The sequence below is a fragment of the Phytobacter sp. V91 genome (genome assembly GCF_965644225.1).
In the GTDB taxonomy this organism is placed as follows: domain Bacteria; phylum Pseudomonadota; class Gammaproteobacteria; order Enterobacterales; family Enterobacteriaceae; genus CBFFRJ01.
In genome coordinates this window covers 28,051-52,565 of the sequence record NZ_CBFFRJ010000008.1, presented here as the reverse complement: position 1 = coordinate 52,565, position 24,515 = coordinate 28,051, and the positions used below count along the sequence as shown (strand labels likewise).

Annotated in this window: 21 protein-coding genes; 12 read left to right on the top strand and 9 right to left on the bottom strand. The window is 55.1% G+C overall.

The window, feature by feature from the left end:
• Nucleotides 1-200: 200 nt before the first annotated feature.
• Nucleotides 201-1,196: a tRNA dihydrouridine(20/20a) synthase DusA gene (gene dusA / locus ACSZO4_RS02995; RefSeq protein WP_437887351.1), complete on the top strand. Its 996-nt coding sequence runs from the start codon at nucleotides 201-203 to the stop codon at nucleotides 1,194-1,196.
• A 149-nt stretch (nucleotides 1,197-1,345) separates the two neighbouring features.
• Complete coding sequence (gene pspG, locus ACSZO4_RS02990) at nucleotides 1,346-1,588, top strand: envelope stress response protein PspG (RefSeq protein WP_437887350.1); 243 nt, start codon at nucleotides 1,346-1,348, stop codon at nucleotides 1,586-1,588.
• A 307-nt stretch (nucleotides 1,589-1,895) separates the two neighbouring features.
• On the opposite strand, the gene ACSZO4_RS02985 is transcribed toward pspG, so the two are convergent.
• Nucleotides 1,896-2,879, bottom strand: coding sequence for a quinone oxidoreductase (locus tag ACSZO4_RS02985; RefSeq protein WP_437887349.1), 984 nt, complete (start codon nucleotides 2,877-2,879; stop codon nucleotides 1,896-1,898).
• Nucleotides 2,880-2,939: 60 nt separating this feature from the next.
• On the opposite strand from ACSZO4_RS02985, the gene dnaB reads away from it, so the two are divergent.
• The 4 genes from dnaB to aphA all read left to right on the top strand — a co-directional run bounded on the left by dnaB (nucleotide 2,940) and on the right by aphA (nucleotide 7,631).
• Entirely contained in the window at nucleotides 2,940-4,346 is a 1,407-nt protein-coding gene (gene dnaB, locus ACSZO4_RS02980) for a replicative DNA helicase (RefSeq protein WP_437887348.1), read from the top strand.
• Between the two features lie 33 nt (nucleotides 4,347-4,379).
• Nucleotides 4,380-5,459: an alanine racemase gene (gene alr, locus ACSZO4_RS02975; protein ID WP_437887347.1), complete on the top strand. Its 1,080-nt coding sequence runs from the start codon at nucleotides 4,380-4,382 to the stop codon at nucleotides 5,457-5,459.
• A 121-nt stretch (nucleotides 5,460-5,580) separates the two neighbouring features.
• On the top strand, nucleotides 5,581-6,774 hold the full coding sequence (gene tyrB, locus ACSZO4_RS02970; protein ID WP_437887346.1) for an aromatic amino acid transaminase: 1,194 nt from the start codon (nucleotides 5,581-5,583) through the stop codon (nucleotides 6,772-6,774).
• 149 nt (nucleotides 6,775-6,923) lie between these two features.
• Complete coding sequence (gene aphA / locus ACSZO4_RS02965) at nucleotides 6,924-7,631, top strand: acid phosphatase AphA (RefSeq protein ID WP_437887345.1); 708 nt, start codon at nucleotides 6,924-6,926, stop codon at nucleotides 7,629-7,631.
• Between the two features lie 77 nt (nucleotides 7,632-7,708).
• On the opposite strand, the gene ACSZO4_RS02960 is transcribed toward aphA, so the two are convergent.
• Genes ACSZO4_RS02960 through ACSZO4_RS02950 form a run of 3 tightly spaced genes read right to left on the bottom strand, consistent with a single transcriptional unit; the run spans nucleotide 7,709 to nucleotide 12,128 of the window.
• Nucleotides 7,709-9,526 (bottom strand): ABC transporter ATP-binding protein, encoded by a 1,818-nt coding sequence (locus ACSZO4_RS02960; protein WP_437887344.1) that lies wholly within the window; start codon nucleotides 9,524-9,526, stop codon nucleotides 7,709-7,711.
• Nucleotides 9,527-9,529: 3 nt separating this feature from the next.
• Complete coding sequence (locus ACSZO4_RS02955; protein WP_437887342.1) at nucleotides 9,530-10,981, bottom strand: M81 family metallopeptidase; 1,452 nt, start codon at nucleotides 10,979-10,981, stop codon at nucleotides 9,530-9,532.
• A 10-nt stretch (nucleotides 10,982-10,991) separates the two neighbouring features.
• Nucleotides 10,992-12,128: an ROK family protein gene (locus ACSZO4_RS02950; protein ID WP_437887341.1), complete on the bottom strand. Its 1,137-nt coding sequence runs from the start codon at nucleotides 12,126-12,128 to the stop codon at nucleotides 10,992-10,994.
• 216 nt (nucleotides 12,129-12,344) lie between these two features.
• On the opposite strand from ACSZO4_RS02950, the gene ACSZO4_RS02945 reads away from it, so the two are divergent.
• From ACSZO4_RS02945 to ACSZO4_RS02925, 5 genes are all read left to right on the top strand, one after another.
• Nucleotides 12,345-13,880 (top strand): ABC transporter substrate-binding protein, encoded by a 1,536-nt coding sequence (locus ACSZO4_RS02945; RefSeq protein ID WP_437887340.1) that lies wholly within the window; start codon nucleotides 12,345-12,347, stop codon nucleotides 13,878-13,880.
• 22 nt (nucleotides 13,881-13,902) lie between these two features.
• Entirely contained in the window at nucleotides 13,903-14,823 is a 921-nt protein-coding gene (locus ACSZO4_RS02940; protein WP_437887339.1) for an ABC transporter permease, read from the top strand.
• Nucleotide 14,824: 1 nt separating this feature from the next.
• Nucleotides 14,825-15,685, top strand: coding sequence for an ABC transporter permease (locus ACSZO4_RS02935; protein WP_437887338.1), 861 nt, complete (start codon nucleotides 14,825-14,827; stop codon nucleotides 15,683-15,685).
• Nucleotides 15,682-16,611, top strand: a complete 930-nt coding sequence (locus ACSZO4_RS02930) for an ROK family protein (RefSeq protein ID WP_437887337.1) — start codon at nucleotides 15,682-15,684, stop codon at nucleotides 16,609-16,611. Before ACSZO4_RS02935 ends, ACSZO4_RS02930 begins: the two co-directional genes overlap by 4 nt.
• Before the next feature lie 179 nt (nucleotides 16,612-16,790).
• Entirely contained in the window at nucleotides 16,791-17,144 is a 354-nt protein-coding gene (locus tag ACSZO4_RS02925) for an MmcQ/YjbR family DNA-binding protein (protein WP_437887336.1), read from the top strand.
• Here the strand turns inward: ACSZO4_RS02925 and uvrA are convergent, their stop codons facing one another.
• The gene (gene uvrA, locus ACSZO4_RS02920; protein ID WP_437887335.1) at nucleotides 17,145-19,970 is read right to left on the bottom strand and encodes an excinuclease ABC subunit UvrA; all 2,826 of its coding nucleotides are present in this window, start codon (nucleotides 19,968-19,970) and stop codon (nucleotides 17,145-17,147) included.
• Nucleotides 19,971-20,215: 245 nt separating this feature from the next.
• On the opposite strand from uvrA, the gene ssb1 reads away from it, so the two are divergent.
• Nucleotides 20,216-20,749, top strand: a complete 534-nt coding sequence (gene ssb1 / locus ACSZO4_RS02915) for a single-stranded DNA-binding protein SSB1 (RefSeq protein ID WP_437887334.1) — start codon at nucleotides 20,216-20,218, stop codon at nucleotides 20,747-20,749.
• Between the two features lie 55 nt (nucleotides 20,750-20,804).
• Here the strand turns inward: ssb1 and fecE are convergent, their stop codons facing one another.
• From fecE to ACSZO4_RS02895, 4 genes are read right to left on the bottom strand one after another with little or no spacing between them, the layout of a single operon-like run.
• Complete coding sequence (fecE, locus tag ACSZO4_RS02910; RefSeq protein ID WP_437887333.1) at nucleotides 20,805-21,575, bottom strand: Fe(3+) dicitrate ABC transporter ATP-binding protein FecE; 771 nt, start codon at nucleotides 21,573-21,575, stop codon at nucleotides 20,805-20,807.
• On the bottom strand, nucleotides 21,575-22,534 hold the full coding sequence (fecD, locus tag ACSZO4_RS02905; RefSeq protein ID WP_437887332.1) for a Fe(3+) dicitrate ABC transporter permease subunit FecD: 960 nt from the start codon (nucleotides 22,532-22,534) through the stop codon (nucleotides 21,575-21,577). Before fecD ends, fecE begins: the two co-directional genes overlap by 1 nt.
• Nucleotides 22,531-23,529, bottom strand: a complete 999-nt coding sequence (gene fecC / locus ACSZO4_RS02900) for an iron-dicitrate ABC transporter permease FecC (protein ID WP_437887331.1) — start codon at nucleotides 23,527-23,529, stop codon at nucleotides 22,531-22,533. The genes fecD and fecC overlap by 4 nt, the downstream gene beginning before the upstream one ends.
• Nucleotides 23,526-24,428: a Fe(3+) dicitrate ABC transporter substrate-binding protein FecB gene (locus tag ACSZO4_RS02895; RefSeq protein ID WP_437887369.1), complete on the bottom strand. Its 903-nt coding sequence runs from the start codon at nucleotides 24,426-24,428 to the stop codon at nucleotides 23,526-23,528. Before ACSZO4_RS02895 ends, fecC begins: the two co-directional genes overlap by 4 nt.
• Nucleotides 24,429-24,515: the final 87 nt, after the last annotated feature.

Below are 24,515 nucleotides of genomic sequence, written 5' to 3'. Positions count from 1 at the left end.
CTTGCGCTGTTTTAAGGCGTTGACGAATTTTTTCTATATCAGGCCTGGGGATCGCAATACCGGATGATGATTTCTTTTGATATGCATGCAGAACATCGGCACTGGGTTGTGCGATTTTTAGACTTCAACAGGCGCTGCCTGGAATTATATCTCTGTGCTATAGTAGCGCCCCTTTTTTCCGCAAAGCTTATTTATTCGCCATGTCGCCAGAAACTCAGCCTGTTGCTTACCCTGCTCACCGCTTCTCCATTGCGCCGATGCTCGACTGGACGGACAGGCACTGCCGTTACTTCCTGCGCCAGCTTTCACGCCATACTCTGCTCTATACCGAAATGGTGACTACCGGGGCGATTATTCATGGCAAGGGCGATTATCTGGCATACAGCGATGAAGAGCATCCGGTTGCTCTGCAACTGGGCGGGAGCGATCCGGCGGCGCTGGCGACCTGTGCAAAACTGGCAGAGCAGCGCGGTTATGATGAAATAAACCTCAACGTTGGCTGCCCGTCCGATCGAGTGCAAAACGGTATGTTTGGCGCCTGCCTGATGGGTAATGCGCAGCTGGTGGCGGACTGCGTCAAAGCGATGCGCGATGTGGTGTCGATTCCGGTGACGGTCAAAACCCGTATCGGCATTGACGATCAGGACAGCTACGAGTTTCTCTGCGATTTTATCAATACGGTCTCCGGCAATGGCGAATGTGAGATGTTTATCATCCACGCCCGTAAAGCCTGGCTTTCTGGTCTGAGCCCGAAAGAGAACCGCGAAATTCCGCCGCTCGATTACCCACGTGTTTATCAACTCAAGCGTGATTTCTCGCACCTGACGATGTCCATTAATGGCGGCATCAAATCGCTGGAAGAGGCTAACGCGCATCTTGAACATATGGACGGCGTGATGGTCGGGCGTGAGGCGTATCAGAATCCGGGGATACTGGCGCGTGTCGACAGGGAAATTTTCGGCGCGGCAACCCCCGATGCGGATCCTGTTGCCGTGGTGCGGGCGATGTACCCTTATATTGAGAACGAACTGCGGCAGGGGACTTATCTGGGCCATATCACTCGCCATATGCTCGGTTTGTTCCAGGGCATCCCGGGGGCGCGTCAGTGGCGTCGTTATCTGAGCGAGAATGCGCATAAAGCCGGTGCCGATGTTGCGGTTCTGGAGCACGCGCTCAGCCTGGTGGCAAATCGTTAAAATTTCGCCATAACTTCGTCAATTTCACTAAACCCTGCAAACGAATGCGGGGTTTTTTATTGATAAATCAACGAGAAATGTATTGGCACGCTTCTTGATATATCTCTGACATAGAGTCCACGTCATGACTCATTTATCGGGAGCGCGCCATGCTGGAATTACTGTTTATTATCGGCTTTTTTATCGTCTTACTGGTGACCGGCGTTTCACTGCTGGGGATCCTGGCGGCCATTATTGTGGCAACGGCGGTGATGTTCTTAGGCGGCTTGTTCGCCATGATGATCAAGCTGCTGCCGTGGCTGTTACTGGCGGTTGCCGTTGTCTGGGTGATACGTGCGGTTAAAGCGCCAAAAGTGCCTCAATATCAGCGCAATAAGCGCTGGCGTTACTAAAGGTTTGAGTGTTCGATCACAACCTCGACACTTTTTCGGGCGCATTGCTAAGAACCGAATAGGATTTAGATATCAAATCTGTCACTATCGCGTCGTTAACAAATTCATCGAGCTGTACCCTACATACAGCCGAACTAAAAAAGAATGGGCTTCCCTCGGGAAGCCCTAATTCTTTGTCACTCCATCATTCTTCGAGCTGCAGGTGTGTTGGCTGCGCTCATTCATCCCGGTTACTTACCCGAGTAAGCTCCCGGGAATTCATTCTCTGGTCGCCTTCCTGCAACTTGAATTATTTTGGCGGTGCTGATCATGGGATCAGCAGACTCGACCCCTGGGTTGCGCGGCTTTCCAGTATTTCATGTGCGCGCTGTGCATCATGCAACGCAAACTTCTGCCCTTCCGCCACATCCACTTTAATCACCCCGCTGGCAATCAGTGAGAACAACTCGTGGCTCGCCTCTTCCAGCTCCTCGCGATTGGTTACGTAACCGTTCAGGGAAGGACGGGTGGCGTAGAGCGATCCCTTCTGATTGAGGATCCCCAGATTGACCCCGGTAACCGGCCCGGAGGCATTGCCAAAGCTGACCATTAATCCGCGACGTTGCAGGCAATCGAGAGAGTATTCCCAGGTGTCCTTGCCAACTGAGTCATAGACAACCCGCACCTTTTTACCGCCCGTAATCTCCTTCACCCGCTCGACAATGTTCTCTTCGCGATAATTAATCACCTGCCAGGCGCCGGCCTGCAATGCGCGCTGGCCTTTCTGCGCAGAGCCAACCGTGCCGATAAGTTTCGCCCCCAGCGCCTTCGCCCACTGGCAGGCAATCAATCCCACGCCGCCAGCGGCCGCATGGAACAGGAACGCTTCATCCGGCTTGATCTCATAGGTTTTACGCAGCAGATAAAAGACCGTCAGACCTTTCAGAAAGGACGCTGCCGCCTGCTCAAAGGAGATGGAATTGGGCAGAATGGCGACCTTGTCTGCCGGGACGTTATGCACTGAGCTGTAAGCGCCTAAGCCCGACTGGGCATAGACCACGCGATCGCCCGGTTTGATATGTTTAACGCCGCTGCCGGTTTTGCTGACGATGCCTGCCGCCTCAGTGCCCAATCCACTTGGCAGCGACGGCGGTGGGTAGAGACCGCTACGGATATAGGTATCGATATAGTTAATGCCAATGGCTTTGTTTTCTACCTGTATCTCGTTGGCCGCCGGGTCGGCGGGGGTGAACTCAACGCTTTTCAGTACGTCCGGGCCACCATGCTGGTGAAATTCGATTCTTGTCGCCATGCTTCCTCCTGAATGTGATAATCTTTCGACCCATTCTCTATCTCGGTAACTCCATTCACTATGGCAGGAAATAAACCCTTCAACAAACAGACAGAACCCCGCGACTTTCAGCTCGAGGGAATGAAAGTTCCGCCTCATTCTATTGAAGCGGAGCAGTCAGTGTTGGGCGGTTTAATGCTGGATAACGAGCGCTGGGACGACGTGGCAGAACGCGTTGTATCAGAAGATTTCTACACCCGTCCGCACCGCCATATTTTTACTGAGATGCACCGTTTGCAGGAGATGGGCAAGCCCATCGACCTGATTACGCTGGCAGAATCGCTGGAGTTGCAGGGCCAGTTAGACAGCGTTGGTGGCTTTGCCTACCTTGCGGAGCTGTCAAAAAATACGCCAAGTGCGGCGAACATCAGTGCTTACGCCGATATCGTGCGTGAACGTGCGGTTGTGCGTGAGATGATCGCGGTGGCGAACGAAATTGCCAGCGCCGGTTTTGATCCTCAGGGCCGCACCAGTGAAGACCTGCTCGACCTTGCAGAGTCGCGGGTTTTCAAAATAGCCGAAAGTCGCGCCAACAAAGACGAAGGGCCGAAAAACATTGCCGATGTGCTGGAGGCGACGGTTGCGCGTATTGAGCAACTGTTCCAGCAACCGCACGACGGTGTCACGGGTGTGAACACTGGCTACGATGATCTCAACAAGAAAACCGCTGGTTTGCAGCCGTCGGACCTGATTATCGTTGCGGCGCGTCCTTCGATGGGTAAAACGACATTTGCGATGAACCTCGTCGAAAATGCAGCCATGCTGCAGGATAAGCCGGTGCTGATCTTCAGCCTTGAGATGCCCTCCGAGCAGATTATGATGCGTTCTCTGGCCTCGCTCTCCCGCGTGGATCAGACCCGTATCCGTACCGGTCAGCTTGAAGACGAAGACTGGGCGCGTATCTCCGGCACCATGGGGATCCTGCTGGAAAAACGTAACATCTATATCGATGACTCCTCTGGCCTGACGCCAACAGAAGTGCGCTCCCGTGCGCGACGTATCGCCCGCGAGCATGATGGGATTGGCCTTATCATGATCGACTACCTTCAGCTGATGCGCGTCCCGTCGCTTTCCGACAACCGTACGCTGGAAATCGCCGAGATCTCCCGTTCCCTGAAAGCACTGGCGAAAGAGTTACATGTGCCCGTCGTGGCGCTGTCGCAGCTTAACCGCTCGCTGGAACAACGTGCCGATAAGCGCCCGGTAAACTCCGACCTGCGTGAGTCCGGATCCATTGAGCAGGATGCTGACCTGATTATGTTTATCTACCGTGATGAGGTTTATCACGAGAACAGCGATCTGAAAGGTATCGCCGAGATTATTATTGGTAAGCAGCGTAACGGCCCTATTGGTACGGTGCGCCTGACCTTTAACGGGCAATGGTCTCGCTTTGATAATTATGCGGGGCCGCAATACGACGACGAATAATCCTCGTCATCCTTCTTTTAATAAGGATTTCAAATGCAAGCGGCAACTGTTGTAGTCAACCGCCGCGCTCTGCGACACAATCTGCAACGCCTGCGCGAACTGGCTCCCGCCAGCCGTCTGGTGGCGGTTGTGAAAGCGAACGCCTACGGACACGGTCTTGTTGAGACCGCGCGAACGCTCCCTGATGCCGATGCTTTCGGTGTCGCCCGTCTCGAAGAGGCCCTGCGTCTGCGCGAAGCGGGCATCACCCATCCCATCCTGTTACTCGAAGGCTTTTTTACTGCCGACGAGCTGCCGCTGGTTTCTGCCCATCGTTTTGACACCGTGGTGCATAGCGTAGAGCAACTTACCGCCCTGGAAGCCGCCGATCTTGCTGAACCGGTTAGCGTGTGGATGAAGCTCGATACCGGTATGCACCGCTTAGGTGTGCGGCCGGACGAGGCAGAAGCCTTTTATCAACGCCTGACGCAGTGCAAAAACGTGCGTCAGCCGGTGAATATCGTCAGCCATTTTGCCCGCGCCGATGAGCCCGACTGCGGCGCCACCGAACGTCAGCTGGATATCTTCACCACCTTCAGCGAAGGCAAACCAGGCCTGCGCTCTATCGCTGCATCCGGCGGCACGCTGCTGTGGCCGCAGGCCCATTTCGACTGGATCCGTCCCGGCATTATTCTGTATGGCGTATCGCCCCTCGACAGCCATCCCTGGGGTGAGGATTTCGGCTTTAAGCCGGCGATGACTTTTACCTCGGGTCTGATTGCCGTGCGTGAGCACAAAGCGGGTGAAGCCGTGGGCTACGGCGGAAGCTGGGTCAGTGAGCGTGATACCCGCCTTGGCGTGGTGGCGATGGGCTACGGTGACGGTTATCCACGCTCTGCCCCTTCCGGCACGCCGGTACTGGTTAACGGGCGCGAAGTGCCGATCGTCGGACGCGTGGCGATGGACATGATCTGTGTCGATTTAGGGCCACAGGCGCAGGATAAAGTGGGTGATGCGGTGGTGTTCTGGGGCGAGGGCCTACCCGTTGAGCGTATTGCCCGGATTACGGGCATCAGCGCTTATGAGCTGATTACCCGCCTGACTTCACGCGCTGGGCTGCAATACGTGGATTAATGCACCGCCTGCATCATGTTGGAAGAGGGATCAGGCCGCGCCCATTCAGATCCCTCTCGACCTTCCTCCGCTTCCGGTTTATTGTGGTTCTCTTGCCACTGTAAACCTGGAGAACCACCTCGTGTTTCAGAAAGTTGACGCCTATGCGGGCGACCCCATCCTGACGCTGATGGAGCGTTTTAAAGACGATCCGCGCAGCGACAAAGTTAATCTCAGCATCGGGCTCTATTACAATGAAGACGGCATCATTCCGCGCTTGCAGGCTGTTGCCGAAGCTGAAGCCCGTCTCAATGCCCAGCCGCATGGCGCGTCTCTCTACCTGCCGATGGAAGGACTGAACAGCTATCGCCACACCATCGCACCCTTGCTGTTTGGCGCAGACCACCCGGTACTGACGCAAAAACGCGTTGCCACCATTCAGACGCTGGGCGGCTCAGGCGCGCTGAAAGTGGGGGCGGATTTTCTTAAGCGCTATTTCCCGAACTCCGGCGTCTGGGTAAGCGATCCGACCTGGGAAAACCATGTCGCCATCTTTGAGGGCGCGGGCTTTACGGTTGCCACCTACCCGTGGTTTGACAGTGAAACCAACGGCGTGCGTTTCAACGCGCTGCTCGAGAAACTGGCAACCCTGCCGGAGCAAAGTATCGTCCTGTTGCATCCATGCTGCCATAACCCGACCGGTTCAGATTTGACCAACGCGCAATGGGATGAGGTGGTAAGCCTGCTTAAAGCACGCAACCTGATCCCCTTCCTCGACATTGCCTATCAGGGCTTTGGCGCCGGGATGGAAGAAGATGCTTATGCTATTCGCGCGATTGCCGATGCCGGTTTGCCTGCGCTGGTGAGCAACTCCTTCTCGAAGATCTTCTCGCTGTACGGTGAGCGTGTCGGTGGCCTGTCGATTGTCTGTGAAGATGCTGAAACGGCTTCCCGTGTGCTGGGGCAACTGAAAGCGACGGTGCGTCGTAACTACTCCAGCCCGCCGAATTTCGGTGCCCAGGTCGTGGCAACCGTGCTGGGCGATACGGCGCTGAAAGCGTCCTGGCTTGCGGAAGTGGAGACCATGCGCACCCGTATTCTGGCCATGCGCCAGACGCTGGTTGATGTGCTGAAAGAGACCGTACCAGGCGGAAATTTTGACTATCTGCTTAAGCAGCGCGGCATGTTCAGCTACACCGGCCTGAGCGCCGCCCAGGTTGACAGGCTGCGTGAAGAGTTTGGTGTCTACCTTATCGCCAGCGGGCGTATGTGTGTTGCCGGTCTTAACAGCCGCAACGTGCACCGCGTGGCGCAGGCCTTCGCGGCCGTGATGTAATGTTTGATATTTTCCTCCCGCAAGGGAGGAAAATCAGCCAGCCTCGCACAAACGCCTTCCCTTACCCCTCTATCGACGGTATGGTCGAAGAGTTTTTTGAGCCGTTGTACAAATTCGAAGCATAACAAACTGAAAATTTAGGGATAAATATGCGAAAGATTACATTAGCGCTTTGCTTGTCGTTTTCGCTTTTCAGCGCGGGATCTGCTCTTGCCTCCACACCTGTTCCGGATAATGCCGTTGGCACCAATGTGGCCAAACTGGCTGAGCAGGCGCCGATCCATTGGGTCTCGGTGGCGCAGATTGAAAGCAGCCTTGCAGATCGCCCGCCAATGGCGGTGGGATTTGATATCGACGATACCGTGCTCTTCTCAAGCCCGGGGTTCTGGCGCGGCAAGAAAACTTACTCACCCGACAGCGAAGCTTATCTGCAAAACCCGGCGTTCTGGGAAAAGATGAATAATGGCTGGGATGAGTTCAGCATTCCAAAAGAGGTCGCCCGTGCGCTTATCACCATGCATGTGAAGCGTGGCGACAGCATTTACTTTGTTACCGGCCGCAGCCAGACGGCGACCGAGACCGTGACCAAAACCTTGCAGGATGATTTCCTGATCCCTGCGGCTAATCTTAACCCGGTGATTTTCGCCGGTGACAAGCCAGGGCAAAACACGAAAACCCAATGGCTGGTGGATAAGAAGATAAAAATCTTTTACGGCGATTCAGACAATGACATCACCGCGGCCAAAGAGGCCCAGGCGCGCCCGGTGCGTGTTCTGCGGGCATCTAACTCGACGTACCGTCCCCTGCCGCTGGCGGGTAAGTATGGTGAAGAGGTGATTGTTAATTCTGAGTATTAAAACATACCGACTGAATGCGCCCGCAACGGCGGTGCATTCAGTCGGTATGATATAAGGCGAATAAACCGCATCAGCGGCTAACGCATGACCCAATGTTGAGCACCGACCTGCTCATAGTGACGGGCAGGGCGCTGATAATCTTTGGCGCGAAACGGCGTTGGCAGCTCGTCATTATTGATTTCACGACGCAGATGACGGCGCGCCGGATCGGTTTTAGGAATTGCCGCAATAAGTTTTCGGGTATAGGGATGTTGAGGGTTGTTGAAGATTGCCTGACGGGGGCCAATTTCGACGATTTCACCTAAATACATCACCGCTACGCGGTGACTAACCCGTTCAATAACCGCCATATCATGGGAAATAAACAGGAAAGCGATCTGCATCGTTCGCTGTAATTCAATAAGCAGATTGACCACCTGGGCTTTTACCGAAACATCCAGCGCAGAGACGGACTCATCCGCAATAATCACCTTCGGGTTCATCGCCAGGGCGCGGGCAATACAGATTCGCTGACGCTGCCCGCCGGAAAATTCGTGTGGGTAACGGTTTAACGCCGCGACGCTCAACCCCACTTTCTCAATCAGTTCCTGAGAACGGGCCAGCGCCTCTTTACGGGTTGCCAGGCCATTTTCCAGTAAGGGTTCGATCAACGCTTCCTGCACTTTTAAACGAGGATTGAGGCTGGCGAACGGGTCCTGAAAGATCATCTGAATATCCTGACGCAGCCGCTTTTGTTCCGCAGCCCCGGCCTGCAGAACATTGTGCCCGTTAAGGAAGACTTCGCCAGATTGTGCCTCAACTAAGCGAATCAGGCTGCGACCGGTGGTCGACTTGCCACACCCGGACTCACCTACCAGCGACAATGTTTCACCTGGCCATAAATCGAAGCTGATATTGTCAACGGCACGAATATGCCCGACAAGCTGGTTGAAGAAACCTTTCCTGACGGGGAAATGGGTCACCAGGTTTTTAACGCTCAGAACAGGCGGCGGCGAGTTATCTGCGAGCCCTGGTTCGGGTTGAAAGTAAGATGTCTCCCCGGTCTGCAAATCCACCGAAGGGAATTTACACGGCGTCGTCATCCCATCCATTTCACCCGCCGCAGGTACAGAGGATAAGAGTGCTCTGGTATAGGGTTGTTGCGGTGCGGCAAACAGCGTTGGGGTCTGTTCACACTCAATCGCATCACCGCGGAACATCACCAGCGTGCGGTCAGCGGTTTCAGCGACGACCTCCATATCATGGGTAATAAACAGCACTGCCGTATTATTTTCTTCCTGCAATACCTTTATTAAATCAATGATTTGCCCCTGAATTGTTACATCAAGCGCGGTGGTGGGTTCGTCGGCAATCAATAGCTTAGGTTTCAGTGCCAGCGCCATAGCGATCATGACGCGCTGGCGCATGCCGCCAGAGAATTGATGCGGGTATTCATCGAACCGCTGTTCGGCATGAGGAATACGTACTTTTTCGAGCAGGGCCAGGGCCTCTTTTTTGGCCTGCGCTCTGGAGAGCTTCTGGTGCTGGATAAACACTTCCGCAATTTGATGACCAATAGTAAAGGCCGGATTCAGACTGGTCATCGGCTCCTGGAAAATCATCGCCACGTCAGCGCCGCGAATGGTGCGCATCTGTTGTTCCGATTGCGTCAATAATGATTTTCCACACAGGTTCACCGTGCCTTCAATCCGTGATGCGCGGGGTGAAAGTAAACGCATAATCGCCATCGCCGTGACGCTTTTACCTGAACCAGACTCACCGACAATGGCCAGTGTTTCGCCTGGAGCAATAGTAAAATTGATATTTCGCACGACCTTTTGCCAGTTATCACCGTGGCGAAAAGATACGGATAAATTTTCGACAGTGAGCACCGGAGATGGCGTTATGGTTTTCATTAATCATGACTCCAGGGAAAAGGGGGCGCGGGCAGACGCAAAAACTTTTGGCGTAAAATCAATGTCGCGGGCAAATGGCCAGGTTTTGGTGAACATACGCAAACGCGGAACACGTTCAATATCCTGATCGACCACACCTTCTGATAACGCCATAAGGTTAGGATTCGCCAGCGGAGCTAACTCTGGCGACAAATAGCCGGATTTGACGACCAGAATCTTCACCGTGGCGGGGTCTAATCCCAGGCTCGTGAAATCAGCAATGTCGTGGTAAGGACGACGACGGTCAGCCACCACCACCGTGATGCCTGCGGTTTGCAGTACCGCCTGGTTGGCATTGCTATGTTCACCGGCGGCAAGCAAATTTTTGACGGTGAAATGTGCGCTCACGCTTTTACCCGCCGGGTCGAGGCTTGCGCCGAGCGTGAGTTCTATTGTGGCTCCCACACCGGCGCTGAATGCCGCCTGGGTGGCCTGAGCGTCCATGATCCCGGCAATCAGGGTGTGTTGCGCATTTTGCCGTAATAACTCCGCCAGCATATCTGCGCGATCGCCCACGCCGCCGCCGGTTGGGTTATCTCCGGAATCTGCCAGGATCACCGGGAACGTCGTGCTGGCGATAGCTTGCTGGACGGTGGCCTGCAGGGTGCCGGTACGACAGCCGAAAACAAATTCTTCCCGTACATCCCAGTAATACTGCGCCAGTTTTTCTGCCTGCTGTTTGAGCACTGCCGCATCGGTGCCCGTGAAAATCGCCGCTGCGGTAGCGCGTGGTTCATCGGCCCACACGTATCCGACCATCAAGGAGCTGTCCAGGATACCGGGAATCGTGTCGCTTACAGGTAATGTGGCGTAGAGGCTTTTCGCGGGCTCATCTTCGGTGCTGGTGCGCTCGCCAGGCAACATGACCGGTATGGGCGCCCACACGACGCCGGGACGAATGCCGGTTTGAATGCTATTGACCAGCATCGTGACGGAGCGGCGCATCGTTTCTTCAATATCAATATGTGGCGCAGTGCGATAGGTTGAATACATATCAATGGCGTCAATAATTCGCTGGGTGACGTTGCCATGCAGATCGTAGCTGACGGCGACAGGGCAGCTGTCGCCGACACACTCTCTGGCCGCGGTGATCCAGTCGCCTTCCGCATCTTCCATACCTTCAACATACATTGCTCCGTGCATGGCGAGATACAGGCCATCAACGGGCAGCGCTGCTTTCAGACGCGCCAGAAACTCAGCTTTAAAATTTTCATAGGTTTCGCGCGCAACCGGGCCGCCGGGAATACATCTGGCATGCAGCGTCGGCATAAATGTCGCCGGGTAATCCTGCAAAAACTGAAAATAAGGTGCATCCAGCAAGCTCTCGCCTTTAACAATTCGGAACTCTTCTTCATGAGTTAAAACAGGATTGAAGGTGCTGCATTCAATATGTATTCCGCCAACAGCTATGCGCATAGAGACCTCATTAGTATTCAGGAAATAAAACGTGAATGATGGCGACGCTTGCCGCAGCCAGCGCCCAGCTATTCGGTTCGAGAGCGCGGTATATGAGTGGTGTTTTACCGGCCATGCCAGGGAGCAGATTGGTTTCGATGGCCTGCTGCATGACGGTATTAAGCAGCCCCTGAAAATGCTCCGGCTGGTGGGCAAGCATAATGGCGGCAGGATCGTTGTTATGGATCTGATTGGCAATCGCCATCCCCAACGCATCTCCTGCCTGATGCAGAATGTGAACCGCTGCGGAATGGCCCTTACGCGCCATCGCTTCCAGTTCGCTCAGGCTTGTGGCATCTATCCCTTCCATTCTGGCTTGTTCAAAAATGGCCGTTAGCGAGGCAATGGTGTCCAGACAACCGCGTTTGCCACAGCGGCAAGGTTTTCCTGCCGGAACAATGGTGCAGTGCGCGATTTCGCCTGCACCGCCGTGCGCCCCTCGCCAGATGCGCCCGTGAATAACCGCCGCGCTGCCAATACCGCTGCCGTGGGAAATGACCACCGCACTGTCCTGTTTGCGTAACAGACCAAAGGTTTTTTCATGAATGGCTAATGCGCGAGTGTCGTTTTCAACTACCACCGGCAGCCCGCCAGTAGCTTTACTCAGTAATTCCGCGAGTGGAACCTGATGCCAGCCCATTAACGCCGACTGCACACATACTGACTGGCTGGCATCAATAAATGCCGACAGGGCCAAACCCACGCCCATTAAATGTTGCCGATCAATGGCCGACTGTTCGAGCATCGCGGCGATTTCATTCGCCAGTTGCTGAACTAAGGGTGGGATCCCGCTCGCGGGAATAAGGTTACGCTCAAGAAGGATTTCCCCTTTGCCATTGGCCAGCACCATAACCAACTGATTATCAATAAATGAGATGCCGATAGCGTATGCCGCATCAGGGGCAAGAGAGAGGGTGACCGACGGGCGGCCCTGTCCGCCAGACGCGGGTATATCGCTTTCCTGCAAAATACCGTCAGCCAGCAGCTCTTTCACTATTGTACCGATCGCCGCTTTACTCATGCCCGTCAGGCGAGCGAGGTCTGCACGGCTCGCGCCATCTTCGTTACACACCAGAGAAACGATTTGTTGCTGAAGTTTATTTAGCATAGTTATTCATTTTCAGTTTTTTTTAAAAGTAATTGTCCACTGTTGCTTTAGCAATCACTTTATTCATAAAAATAACTAAATTCACACTTATAAGTTAATTATATTACCTAATGTGGCTTTTTATTGGTTATTGATATATCAATAGAAATCTAATGCGCATAAAAATTGTTCTTAATGATAGCGCGCAACAACACAACAAACAGACTGGGGTAACAGATGAAGGCATTGCTTTTGAATAAGTATCGAATTTCCATCCTGGCGGGCGTTCTGGCTGTAGGTGGCGTGACATCATTACAGGCAGCAACGCTAAATGTGATGCAGAATGAGGCTCCACGTAGCATGGATCCGGGCGATCAGACGGCAACGTTTACCGACACGGTGTTAAAACCGATGTATGAAGGTCTGGTTGATTTGTCCCCTGAGTACAAGATTGAACCCGCGCTGGCCACCTCATGGAAAATGAGCGATGACGGTAAAGTCTGGACCTTCACGCTGCGTAAAAATGTCGTCTTCCATGATGGTACGCCCTTTAATGCGGATGCGGTCGTCGTTAACCTCCAGCGTCATATCGATACCAAACGCGGTTTAGCCGCCAGTTCCCGCATGCGTAATGTGGTGGCGTCAGTGAAGAAAATAGATGACGAGACGGTTGAGATCACGCTGAAGAAAGTCTATCCCTCGTTTTTGAATTTGCTGACCGGCGGATCGGCGAAAATGGTCAGCCCTGAGGCAGAAAAGGCAGGCACCATTGGCCGCAAGGCGGATGGCACCGGTCCGTATATGCTGCAGGAGTATAAAGCTGGCGAGTACGTGCTGCAGAAAAAGAACCCGCATTACTGGGGCAAAAACGACGGCCCGGATCAAATCAAATGGACCTGGAGCTCTGAGCCTTCCGTCATGAATATGGCGTTACTTTCCGGTCAGGTTGACGTTATCAACCCGGTTCCCCCTCAGTTTGGTTTGCAACTGAAAAGCAATCCGCAAATCAAGCTGGAAGAGGGCGAGGGGGCATCGGTATTTTGGCTGGCGCTCAACACCGAGCAAAAACCATTGAATGATGCGCGTGTGCGGCAGGCGCTGAATTTCGCAACGGATAAAGACGCACTCCTCAAAGCGGTGATGTTCGGTTTCGCTTCCGCCGCAAACTCGCCGCTTGCCCCGGTTAATGAAGGCTACGACAGTACGCTCAATGAGTACCCTTATAACGTTGATAAAGCGAAAACGTTGCTGAAAGATGCCGGATATCCGCAAGGTTTTGATATGAATATTGCGGTTCAGGGACCCGATGCGCGTACCGCGCAGATCCTGCAGGCGATGTGGGGCAAGGTCGGCGTTAAAGTGAATATTCAACAGATGGAAAGTGGCGTCTGGAGTAAGGCGGCATTTGCGCCGGTGAGCGAAAAACTGGCGAATCATACGGATTCAGTGCTTGCCTCCTGGTCCTCTGGTCTTAATGGCTCGGATTTACAACTGCGCCCTCTTTATCACTCGCAAAGCGCGGCGCCCGTTGGCGCAAATCTCGGTTTCTACAAGAATCAGGTGGTTGATGAGCTGCTGGATAAAGCCTCCTCGACGATGGATGACAAAGAACGTATTGCCGATTACGTGCAGGCACAAAAAGTCATCATGCAGGATGCTCCTCACGTGATGCTCTACTTCCAGAACGACCTCTACGCAACGCGCAGCGGGATTAAGGGTGTCCGTATGGAACCCGGTGGAGAAATTATTGTGATTAACGCGCAGAAACCATAAAGCAGGATGCCCCGGAGTTGCTATGAAGGCTTATGTCGTAAAGAAATTGTTGTCGTTGCCATTCATTCTGCTTGGTGCTTCGCTCATCGTCTTTCTGGCGATCAGGACTTTACCTGGCGATCCCGCGCGTTTGATGGCCGGCCCTCAGGCAACTCAGGATGACGTTAGCCGTATGCATACTCGTCTGGGGCTTGATGAGCCTCTGCCGGTACAATACGGACACTTTGTTAGCGGAATGCTGAAAGGCGATTTTGGCACGTCGCTAAAATCAGGCCAGCCAGTATCAGAAGAGATAGGCGAACGCGCACCTTATACCCTGGGCCTGGCGTTACTGGCCTGGATTATGGCGATGGCCATTGGCGTCCCTGCCGGTATGTGTGCGGCGATTTATCGTAATCACTTGGCCGATCATGTGCTGATGCTGATGGCGATAGCCGGGGCATCTATCGCCAACTTTTGGCTGGCTTTAATTGCGATGGATACGTTCTCGGTGAAACTGGGCTGGCTTCCTCTGTTAGGTGCTGAGGGATGGAAAAGCTATATATTGCCGTCAGTATGTCTGGGTATTTTCCCTATGGCGGTGATGTCCAGAATGACGCGTTCCAGCATGGTGGATGTGTTGGGTGAAGACTATATTCGCACTGCCAGAGCCAAGGGATTAGCCCCTTTTCAAATCTACTTTAAACATGCATTGCGCAATGCACTGATTCCCATCGTTACTATTATTGCCCTGAATTTCGGCAGCTTAATTGGCGGCGCGGTGGTTACGGAGTCTGTCTTTAACTGGCCTGGTATCGGGCGCTATCTGGTCGATTCAGTGCGTTATCGTGATTACCCGGTTATTCAGGGGGTAACAATGATAACGGTGGCAAGTGTTGTGGTGATGAATCTGATCGGTGAAATCATTATCGCCAGAATCAATCCGAAAATAAGGTTTGATTAACATGTCTGACATTACGGTAGAAAAATCGAGAAATAACCTGGCGACGTCTCTGCGCTGGATGGTGAAACATCCTGCCATCAGCATTGGTGGTTTTTTGGTGGGGTTAATCACGCTGTGCGCCATTTTTGCCCCGCTGATTGCCCATTATGATCCCTATGCCCAGGATTTAATAAATATCCTTGCCTCTCCTTCTCCAGAGCACTGGATGGGGACCGATGACTATGGTCGGGATATTTTTTCACGCACTGTTTACGGCGCCCGGATATCGTTAATTGAAGTGGCGGTCAGCGTCGCGCTATCTCTGCTGATGGGATTACCACTGGGGATCGCTGCGGCGTTATGCGGCAAGTATGTTGACCACGCGATTATGTGGGTGATGGATGTCATTTTTGCCTTCCCGGGAATTGTGCTGGCGATTTTGCTGGTCAGCGTCCTGGGTTCAGGGCTGATGAATATGCTACTTGCCATCGCTATTTTTTCGGTTCCGGTATATGCGCGTCTGAGTCGTAACCTGACGTTAGGTATTAAGAACATGGAATATATGGAAGCCGCCCGGTCGCTAGGGATTGGCTACAGAAGATTGATTATTCATTATATTCTGCGTAATACCCTCGGCCCTATTACCGTTCAGGCAACGTTAACTGGCGGGTCTGTTATCCTGGCGGCGGCATCTCTGTCTTTCCTCGGTATGGGCGTGCAACCGCCAATGCCTGAATGGGGCACGATGATGAGCGATGGGCGTAACTTTCTTGGCATGAGCCTGGGCATCTCTCTGTGGCCAGGGCTTGCTATCGTCGTCTCGGTGCTGGGATTCAATGTGTTGGGCGATGGCCTTCGTGACTTACTGGATTCCCGTTTATGAATAACAGCGTATTGTGCCTGGATATTGGCGGCTCTTTCATTAAAAGCGCGCTTTCAACTGCTGAGGGCGTTATTAGTCATAAACGGCAGCGTCCGCTTCTTGCCACGCACTGGGCGGATTTTTCGGCGGCTATTCGCAGCATTATTGCCGAATACGGTGATGCCTTATCAACCAGCAGCCCTGTCGCTCTCTCCTGCGCAGGCGTAGTGGATATCGCTCAGGATAGTATTCTTGCCAGCAATGTCCCTCCCTTTCAGGGGGTGAAAATCACCCAGACCTTATCTGCTGACCTGGGGCGAACGGTGGTGATGGCTAATGATGCCGATTGCTTTACCCTGGCTGAGGCCTGCTACGGCGCGGCAAAAGATCTGCCGGTGGTTCTGGGGATTATTATCGGCAGCGGAATTGGCGGGGGGATTGCGATCCACGGGAAAATCTTTAAAGGTAATCAGGGGATTAGCGCTGAATGGGGACATGCTCCTGTTACCCCGACCAGCCTCGTCGTACAGGGAAAAACGGTCACATTGCCGCGTTTACCCTGCGGCTGCGGTCAGTCTGGTTGCCTTGATACGCTAGGCGGGGCCAGAGGGATTGAACGTTTGCATCAGTTACTCAGCGGCGAGTCGCTCGCCAGCCAGGACATTGTGCAGGCGGCGTTTGCCGAACAAGAGCAGGCAGCCATGACGCTGGCGGTATGGGTCGAGTTGGTCAGCGAGCCACTGGCGCATGCGGTGAATATACTGGGTCCTCACAAAATTGTGGCCGGAGGGGGCTTAGCCAGTGAGTTAACGTTGATCGCTCGTCTGGATGAGGCAGTTCGGCGCAAGATCCTGCTTAAAACGGATGAACCCTTACTGATCCCTGGTTGCCATTTTAGTGATGGCGGCTTGATTGGCGCATCAATACTTGCGCATCAGGCGTCATAACGAACGCCGGGATGAGGTTCGTCAGTATCCTGCATATTGTCAGCACCCTTTGTGGTTGTTAACCTGATTTTCCGACGGGCACAGAGAGAATTTTCTCCTAATCTGAATGCAGGCGGTTATCGATATCGTATCCACGGCGGTTCGCGGAAAATCACCGCGACACTACAAGGGGAATAAGGATGACAATTTCGGAGTTACTCCAGTATTGCATGGCTAAACCCGGAGCAGAACAGAGCGTACATAGTGACTGGAAAGCCACGCAGATTAAGGTTGCTGACGTGCTTTTCGCCATGGTGAAAGAGGTGGAAGGGCGCCCGGCGGCATCGCTGAAAACCAGCCCGGAACTGGCAGAACTGCTACGGCAACAACATGCTGACGTGCGCCCCAGCAGGCATCTGAACAAAGCCCACTGGAGCACCATTTATCTCGATGGATCCCTGCCCGATTCGCAGATTTACTACCTGGTGAATGCCTCATATAAACAGGCCGTTTCGCTGTTGCCCGATCCGCTCAGGCAACAGCTTTCGGACTGATTATTTCAGCATCGGTTTCAGGAAGCGCGCCGTATGCGATGCTTCGCATTCGGCGACGGTTTCCGGAGTTCCTGCGACCAGAATTTCGCCGCCGCCGCTGCCGCCTTCCGGCCCGAGGTCAACAATCCAGTCTGCGGTTTTAATCACATCCAGATTGTGCTCAATGACCACAATGGTGTTGCCCTGGTCTCTGAGCTGGTGGAGCACCTCCAGCAGTTGCTGGATATCGGCAAAGTGCAGGCCGGTGGTCGGCTCATCAAGAATATAGAGCGTCTGACCGGTGCCGCGTTTGGATAACTCGCGCGCCAGTTTCACGCGCTGGGCTTCGCCGCCGGAAAGGGTGGTCGCCGACTGACCAAGACGAATATAGGTCAGGCCCACGTCCATCAAGGTTTGCAGCTTGCGCGCCAGTGCCGGAACGGCATCAAAGAATTCGCGGGCCTCTTCGATGGTCATATCCAGCACTTCATGGATAGTCTTGCCCTTGTACTTGATTTCCAGCGTTTCGCGGTTATAGCGTTTGCCTTTGCACTGATCGCAGGGCACGTAGATATCCGGCAGGAAGTGCATCTCAACCTTGATGACGCCATCACCCTGGCAGGCTTCGCAGCGCCCGCCGCGGACGTTAAAGCTAAAACGTCCAGGCGTGTAGCCGCGGGAACGAGATTCCGGTACGCCGGCAAAGAGTTCGCGCACGGGGGTGAAGACGCCGGTATAGGTCGCCGGGTTGGAGCGCGGCGTACGGCCAATCGGGCTCTGGTCAATATCGATAACTTTATCGAAATGTTCCAGACCCTGAATCTCGCGATACGGCGCAGGCTCAGCCAGGGTAGCCCCGTTAAGCTGGGTCTGCGCGATCGGGAACAGGGTGTCGTTGATCAGCGTCGATTTACCCGAGCCGGAAACCCCGGTAATACAGGTAAACAGGCCAACCGGCAGCGTCAGGGTCACGTCTTTGAGGTTGTTGCCGCGCGCGCCGGACAGCTTCAGCACTTTTTGCGGGTCGGCTTTGGCTCGTGATTTAGGGACTTCAATTTTGCGTTTGCCGCTCATGTACTGGCCGGTAAGGGACTCCGGCACTGCCATAATGGCATCCAGTGTGCCCTCAGCCACCACCTGACCGCCGTGCACGCCAGCACCAGGACCGATATCGATCACATGGTCAGCCGCGCGAATAGCGTCTTCATCATGCTCGACGACGATCACCGTGTTACCGAGGTTGCGCAGGTGAATCAGGGTTCCTAAAAGACGTTCGTTATCGCGCTGATGCAGGCCGATCGAGGGTTCGTCCAGCACATACATCACGCCCACCAGGCCTGCGCCAATCTGGCTTGCCAGACGGATACGCTGGGCTTCGCCGCCGGATAAGGTCTCCGCAGAGCGAGAAAGGCTCAGGTAGTTCAGACCGACGTTGACGAGGAATTTCAGCCTGTCGCCAATCTCTTTGAGCACTTTTTCGGCTATTTTAGCCCGCTGACCGGAGAGCTTCAGATTGGTGAAGAAGTCCATCGCATGGCCGATGCTCATATCTGAAATGGTCGGCAGGGGGGTGTTTTCAACATACACATGGCGTGCTTCACGCCGCAGACGCGTTCCTTCGCAGCTTGTGCACGGACGATTGCTGATAAATTTTGCCAGCTCTTCGCGTACCGCTGAGGATTCGGTCTCTTTGTAGCGGCGCTCCATATTGTGCAGCACGCCTTCGAATGGGTGACGGCGCACGGAGGTATCGCCGCGATCGTTCATATACTTGAATTCAATGTTCTCTTTACCGGAACCGAACAGCACCACTTTGTGCACATTCGCGCTCAGGCTGGCCCATGGGGCATCGACATCAAATTTATAATGCTCAGCCAGCGACTTGAGCATCTGGAAATAGTAGAAATTACGCCGATCCCAGCCGCGAATAGCGCCGCCGGCCAGTGAAAGCTCAGGATTCTGGATAACCCTGTCCGGGTCGAAATACTGCTGCACGCCAAGGCCGTCACAGGTCGGGCAGGCGCCCGCCGGGTTGTTGAACGAAAACAGGCGTGGCTCCAGCTCGCGCATGCTGTAGCCACACACCGGGCAGGCGAAGTTGGCGGAAAACAGCAGTTCTTCGGCTTTGGCGTCGTCCATATCGGCGACAATTGCCGTACCGCCGGAGAGCTCAAGCGCCGTTTCAAATGACTCGGCAAGGCGTTGCGACAGATCCTCACGCACCTTGAAGCGATCGATAACCACTTCGATGGTGTGTTTCTTTTGCAATTCCAGCGGCGGCGGATCGGAAAGATCGCACACTTCGCCATCAATACGCGCACGGATATAGCCCTGGCTGGCGAGATTTTCCAGGGTTTTGGTGTGCTCGCCTTTACGCTCTTTAATCACCGGAGCCAGCAGCATCAGGCGTTTACCTTCCGGCAGCGCCAGCACGTTATCGACCATCTGGCTGACGGTTTGCGCTGCGAGCGGCACATCATGATCCGGGCAGCGCGGCTCGCCGACGCGGGCAAACAGCAGACGCAGATAATCGTGAATTTCAGTGATGGTACCGACGGTGGAACGCGGGTTGTGCGACGTCGATTTCTGCTCGATGGAAATCGCCGGTGAGAGCCCTTCGATATGGTCAACGTCCGGTTTTTCCATCAGTGACAGGAACTGACGGGCGTAAGCGGAGAGCGATTCAACATAGCGTCGCTGCCCTTCGGCATACAGGGTGTCGAAGGCCAGTGAAGATTTACCCGAACCCGACAGCCCGGTAACGACAATCAGCTTGTCGCGTGGGATGACGAGGTTGATGTTTTTGAGATTGTGGGTGCGTGCGCCCCGTACTTCGATCTTATCCATTCACCTTTCCCGGTTAAAACACGGATCGCCAGGTTTGCTCGAAGGGCAACCGGCGGAAACGGCTAATTATGACACAATTTACCCTGTCTGAATATACAGTATTGGAATGCTTATTCTGGTTAGCTGTGCAAGAATGTGCGGTTCGTGAGAACTCTGGAAGATGCTTCGAAACTATCGGAAGACCAAGTGGAAATGGTACACTCTCGCGTTTACACTATACAGAAACGTATTCAGGAGACTCGATCATGGCCAGCAGAGGCGTAAACAAGGTGATTCTCGTCGGTAATCTGGGGCAGGACCCGGAAGTACGCTACATGCCGAGTGGTGGCGCAGTTGCCAACATTACGCTGGCGACCTCCGAATCCTGGCGCGATAAAGCGACCGGTGAGATGAAAGAGCAGACTGAGTGGCACCGTGTTGTGCTGTTCGGCAAACTGGCTGAAGTCGCCGGTGAATACCTGCGTAAAGGTTCTCAGGTCTATATCGAAGGCCAGCTGCGTACCCGCAAATGGACCGATCAGTCCGGCTCTGAAAAGTACACCACTGAAGTGGTGGTCAACGTCGGCGGCACCATGCAAATGCTGGGCGGCCGTCAGGGCGGTGGCGCTCCGGCCGGTGGTGGTCAGGGCGGCCAGGGTCAGCAGGGCGGTTGGGGGCAGCCTCAGCAGCCGCAGGGCGGCAACCAGTTCAGCGGCGGCGCGCAGTCCCGTCCGCAGCAGTCCGCACCGGCACAGTCTAACGAACCGCCGATGGACTTCGACGACGACATCCCGTTCTAAGATCTCCCGCATGATAACCCTCTCCATCGAGAGGGTTATTTTTTTGTGCTCGTCCTTAATCGCAAATCACGCACATCGGCCTGCCGGACACCGGCTCCGGGTGGATCTCTGCTGCTACGCTAAATACCTCGCGCAACAGCGCAGGCGTCATGACCTCCTGCGGCGTTCCCTGGGCGGCAATTCTTCCACTTGCCAGCACCACCAGATTGTCGCAATAGCGGCTGGCCTGATTAAGATCATGCAGCACGGTAATCACCGTTTTTCCGCTATCGCGCAGTGCCTGCATTAATCCCATTAATTCGACCTGATGATTAATATCCAGCCAGGTGGTGGGCTCATCAAGCAGAACAATGGGAGTATCCTGGGCCAGCAGCATCGCCAGAAAAGCGCGCTGTCGTTGGCCGCCTGAGAGCCGGGTTAACTGACTTGATGCCAGGCTTGCGGTGTGGGTTTTCGCCATGGCGGCATCAATCATCATATTGTCATGCTTCGACAATCGTCCCCAGAGGGGAAGCCAGGGGCTGCGACCATAGGCAACCAGCTCACGGACGGTAATGCCCTCCGGGATCATATGATGCTGGGGCAACAGCGCCAGCCGCCGTGATAACTGACGGGAATTAAAGGATGCCATCGGTTTTTCATCCAGCCAGATATGGCCAGACTGAGGGGCTAAAAGCCGTGAAAAGCACTTTAACAGCGTCGATTTACCACAGCCATTGGGGCCAAGCAGCGCGGTGATTTTCTCAGACGGCAGCACAAGGGAGATATCCTTCAGGACGGATGTTGCGCCATAGCCAGCAGTCAGACTTTCGGTTCTCACATTCATTAGCGCATCCTTACTAACAGCCAGATAAAACCCGGCGCGCCGATAATGGCGGTCAGCACCCCGGCGGGGAGCTCCATCGGTGGATTGATTGTGCGGGCCAGAAGGTCGGCCAGCAGCAGAACAAGCGCGCCAGTCAGTGCGCTAAGAGGGAGCAGCACCCGGTGTCGGCCACCTGCGCAGCGGCGCATAATGTGGGGAACCACAAGGCTGATAAAACCTATTGGCCCGCATACGGCGACGCCGACCGAGGTCAGGGCAACGGCGAGCAACAGGACCTGAAACTGGGTGCGGGCGACCGAAACGCCCAGGGTGGCGGCACGTTCATCTCCCAGCGCCAGTAAGTCCAGGTCACGGCTGTAGAAGAAACTCAAGGGAACCAGCACCAGCAGCGCGGGCAGCGCCACCATCACAAAGGAGAGATCCCGCCCCCACAGACTGCCCGTCAGCCACAGCAGCCCGTTATTAATATCCTGCGGACGGGAGAGCAGCAGATAATCGAGGACGCTGGCCCAGCAGGCGGAAAGGGCGACCCCGGTTAATGCCAGCTTCATAGGGGAAGCCGTGTTGACCAGCGCGCGCAGCAAAAACAGGCCCGCCATGCCCCCGACGAAGGCCATAAAGGGGAGCCAGAACACCGACAGCCCAGGGATCAGCAGCATAGCGCCCACCGCTGCCAGACTGGCGGCGTGGTTAATACCCAGAATATCCGGCGATGCCAGCGGATTGCGTATCGTTCCCTGCACCAGCACGCCCGCGACCGCCAGTGCCGCGCCGACCACTAGCGCCAGAATTACGCGCGGCAGGCGATATTGCGTCAGCACATAGTGGTGTTCACTGCCTGACTGCCAGCCTGAGAACAGCGCCGACCACGGCAGCGGCAGCGCGCCCGCCCGCAGCGCCAGCGCGGTTGTCAGCAATAGCATCAGCAGTAGCAGCCCCGCGAAAGTACGAGTGTTCATCCGCGCCTCCTGGCCAGCCAGACAAATCCCGGCGCGCCAATTAACGCCACGACTGCCCCGGCTGGCAGTTCGCCAGGCCAGGCCAGCCCATGGGAAACGAGGTCAGCCAGCAGCATAAAGGTCGCGCCCAGCAACATGCTCATCGGCAGCAGGCGCTGGTGGCTATGCCCCACCCATAGTCGCGCCAGGTGCGGCATCAACAGGCCAATAAAGGCCACCGGCCCGGCAACGCTGACGCAGGTTCCTACCAACAGCAATACCGCCAGGTTGATGATAAGCCGTACTCGCGGCAGATTGACGCCCAGGGTGTGGGCAGAATCATCGCTGATATTGAGCAGATTCAGCGAATTTGCCAGTAACAGGACGACTGGCGTCACCAGCGCAACCACCGGGAAAAGATGCCAGAATTCCTGCCAGCGAGCGTGAGAGACGCCGCCAGCCAGCCAGTAAAAGATACCGTAAGCGTGGTCTTCAGCCAGCAGCAGGGTAACGCGGGTGAGGGCCATACACAGTGCCGAAAGAGCGATACCTGCGAGGATCACCCGATGCCTGTCCAGTGATCGCCTCCAGCCGCCGCCTGCTGTCATCACCAGCAGCCAGCACAGCCCGCCGCCCACGGCCGCAATAAAGGCCAGTGAAAAGCCTGCCAGCGGTGCCGGGCTGATGGCGCTGACCACGGCCATTGCCAGCGCCGCGCCGCTGTTAATACCCAGCAGCGAGGGCGAGGCCAGCGGATTGTGGGTCAGCGTTTGCAGCAGGGTTCCGGCCAGCGCCAGACTTGCGCCAATCAGCATGGCCACCAGGCTGCGCGGCAGACGCAGGTTCTGCACCAGCGCTTCCGCCATCGAAGACGGGGGGCCTGGCAATAACGCATGCAGGGCGCTAAATGCGGGAATAGCCACCGGCGACCAGCAAAACAGGCTCAGCCAGAACACACCTCCCAGTACCAGTACGGGCAGACCCCAGCGCCACAATATTGGGCTCCCGTGGGTCATGGGGCGGTGATAACCGCTTGATGATGAACAATTTTGACCATGTCGGAACCGATACGCTCGGCGGCAAAAATACCGCGCATCCGCGCCCAGGTATTACTGTCCACTTGTGCAATCTGCTGCTTCTGCGCCGCCTGCATCATTGGCCAGAGTGGGTCCTGCTGCCAGGTGCGGACAATGCTCTGCTGGCGATAGTGCGCCACAATCAGCCACTGCGGGTTGATTGCCAGCAACTGTTCCAGACCAATAGCGGCCATCGGGGCATTATTGACGGCGGCCGGGAGGGTTAACCCCAGCGAAGCCAGCACGCTACCGGTGTAGCTTTGGCTGGAGTGCAGGTTGAATTGCTGTTCGCGGGAGGTACCAAACACCACCGTGGCGCCTTTGGGAAGGTCGGCGGCAAAGGCCTGCATCCGCTGGTGATGTAACGCCAGGCGTTGGGTCATCTCTCCCTCTTTGCCCACAACTTTGCCGATGATCGTCGCAGATTGCAGATTTTCTTCGTAGGTTTCGTTACGGGACTTCAGTAATAACACCGGGGCGATAGCCTGTAGCGCGGCGTAAATACCGGCATGACGGCTGCTGTCTGCGATGATCAGATCCGGCTTCAGGGCCGAAATCACTTCCAGGCTCGGCTGCGCGCGGGTGCCGACAGATTGCCACGGCGTAAAACGGGCGCTGACGTCGGAAAGAATGCGGGAGGGATCGTTATCATCCGCAATCCCCACCGGGCTGACGTTTACCGCTGCCAGCGCATCGGCGAAGGAGAGTTCCAGTACCACAATCCGTTGTGGCGTTTTATCGAGGGTAAAGCTGCCGTGCTCATCCTGAACGGTAACGGCAAAGGCCTGGCTGGTCAGTACCAGCAGGCCCGCCAATAAAAAACGAATATAAGCCAACATATTTCTCCCGTCCTGTCGGGCGGCGCAGGCCAGCCCGACGGCAAAAAACCAACTGTCCTGCAGGCCGGATAAGGCGTTTTGCCCCAT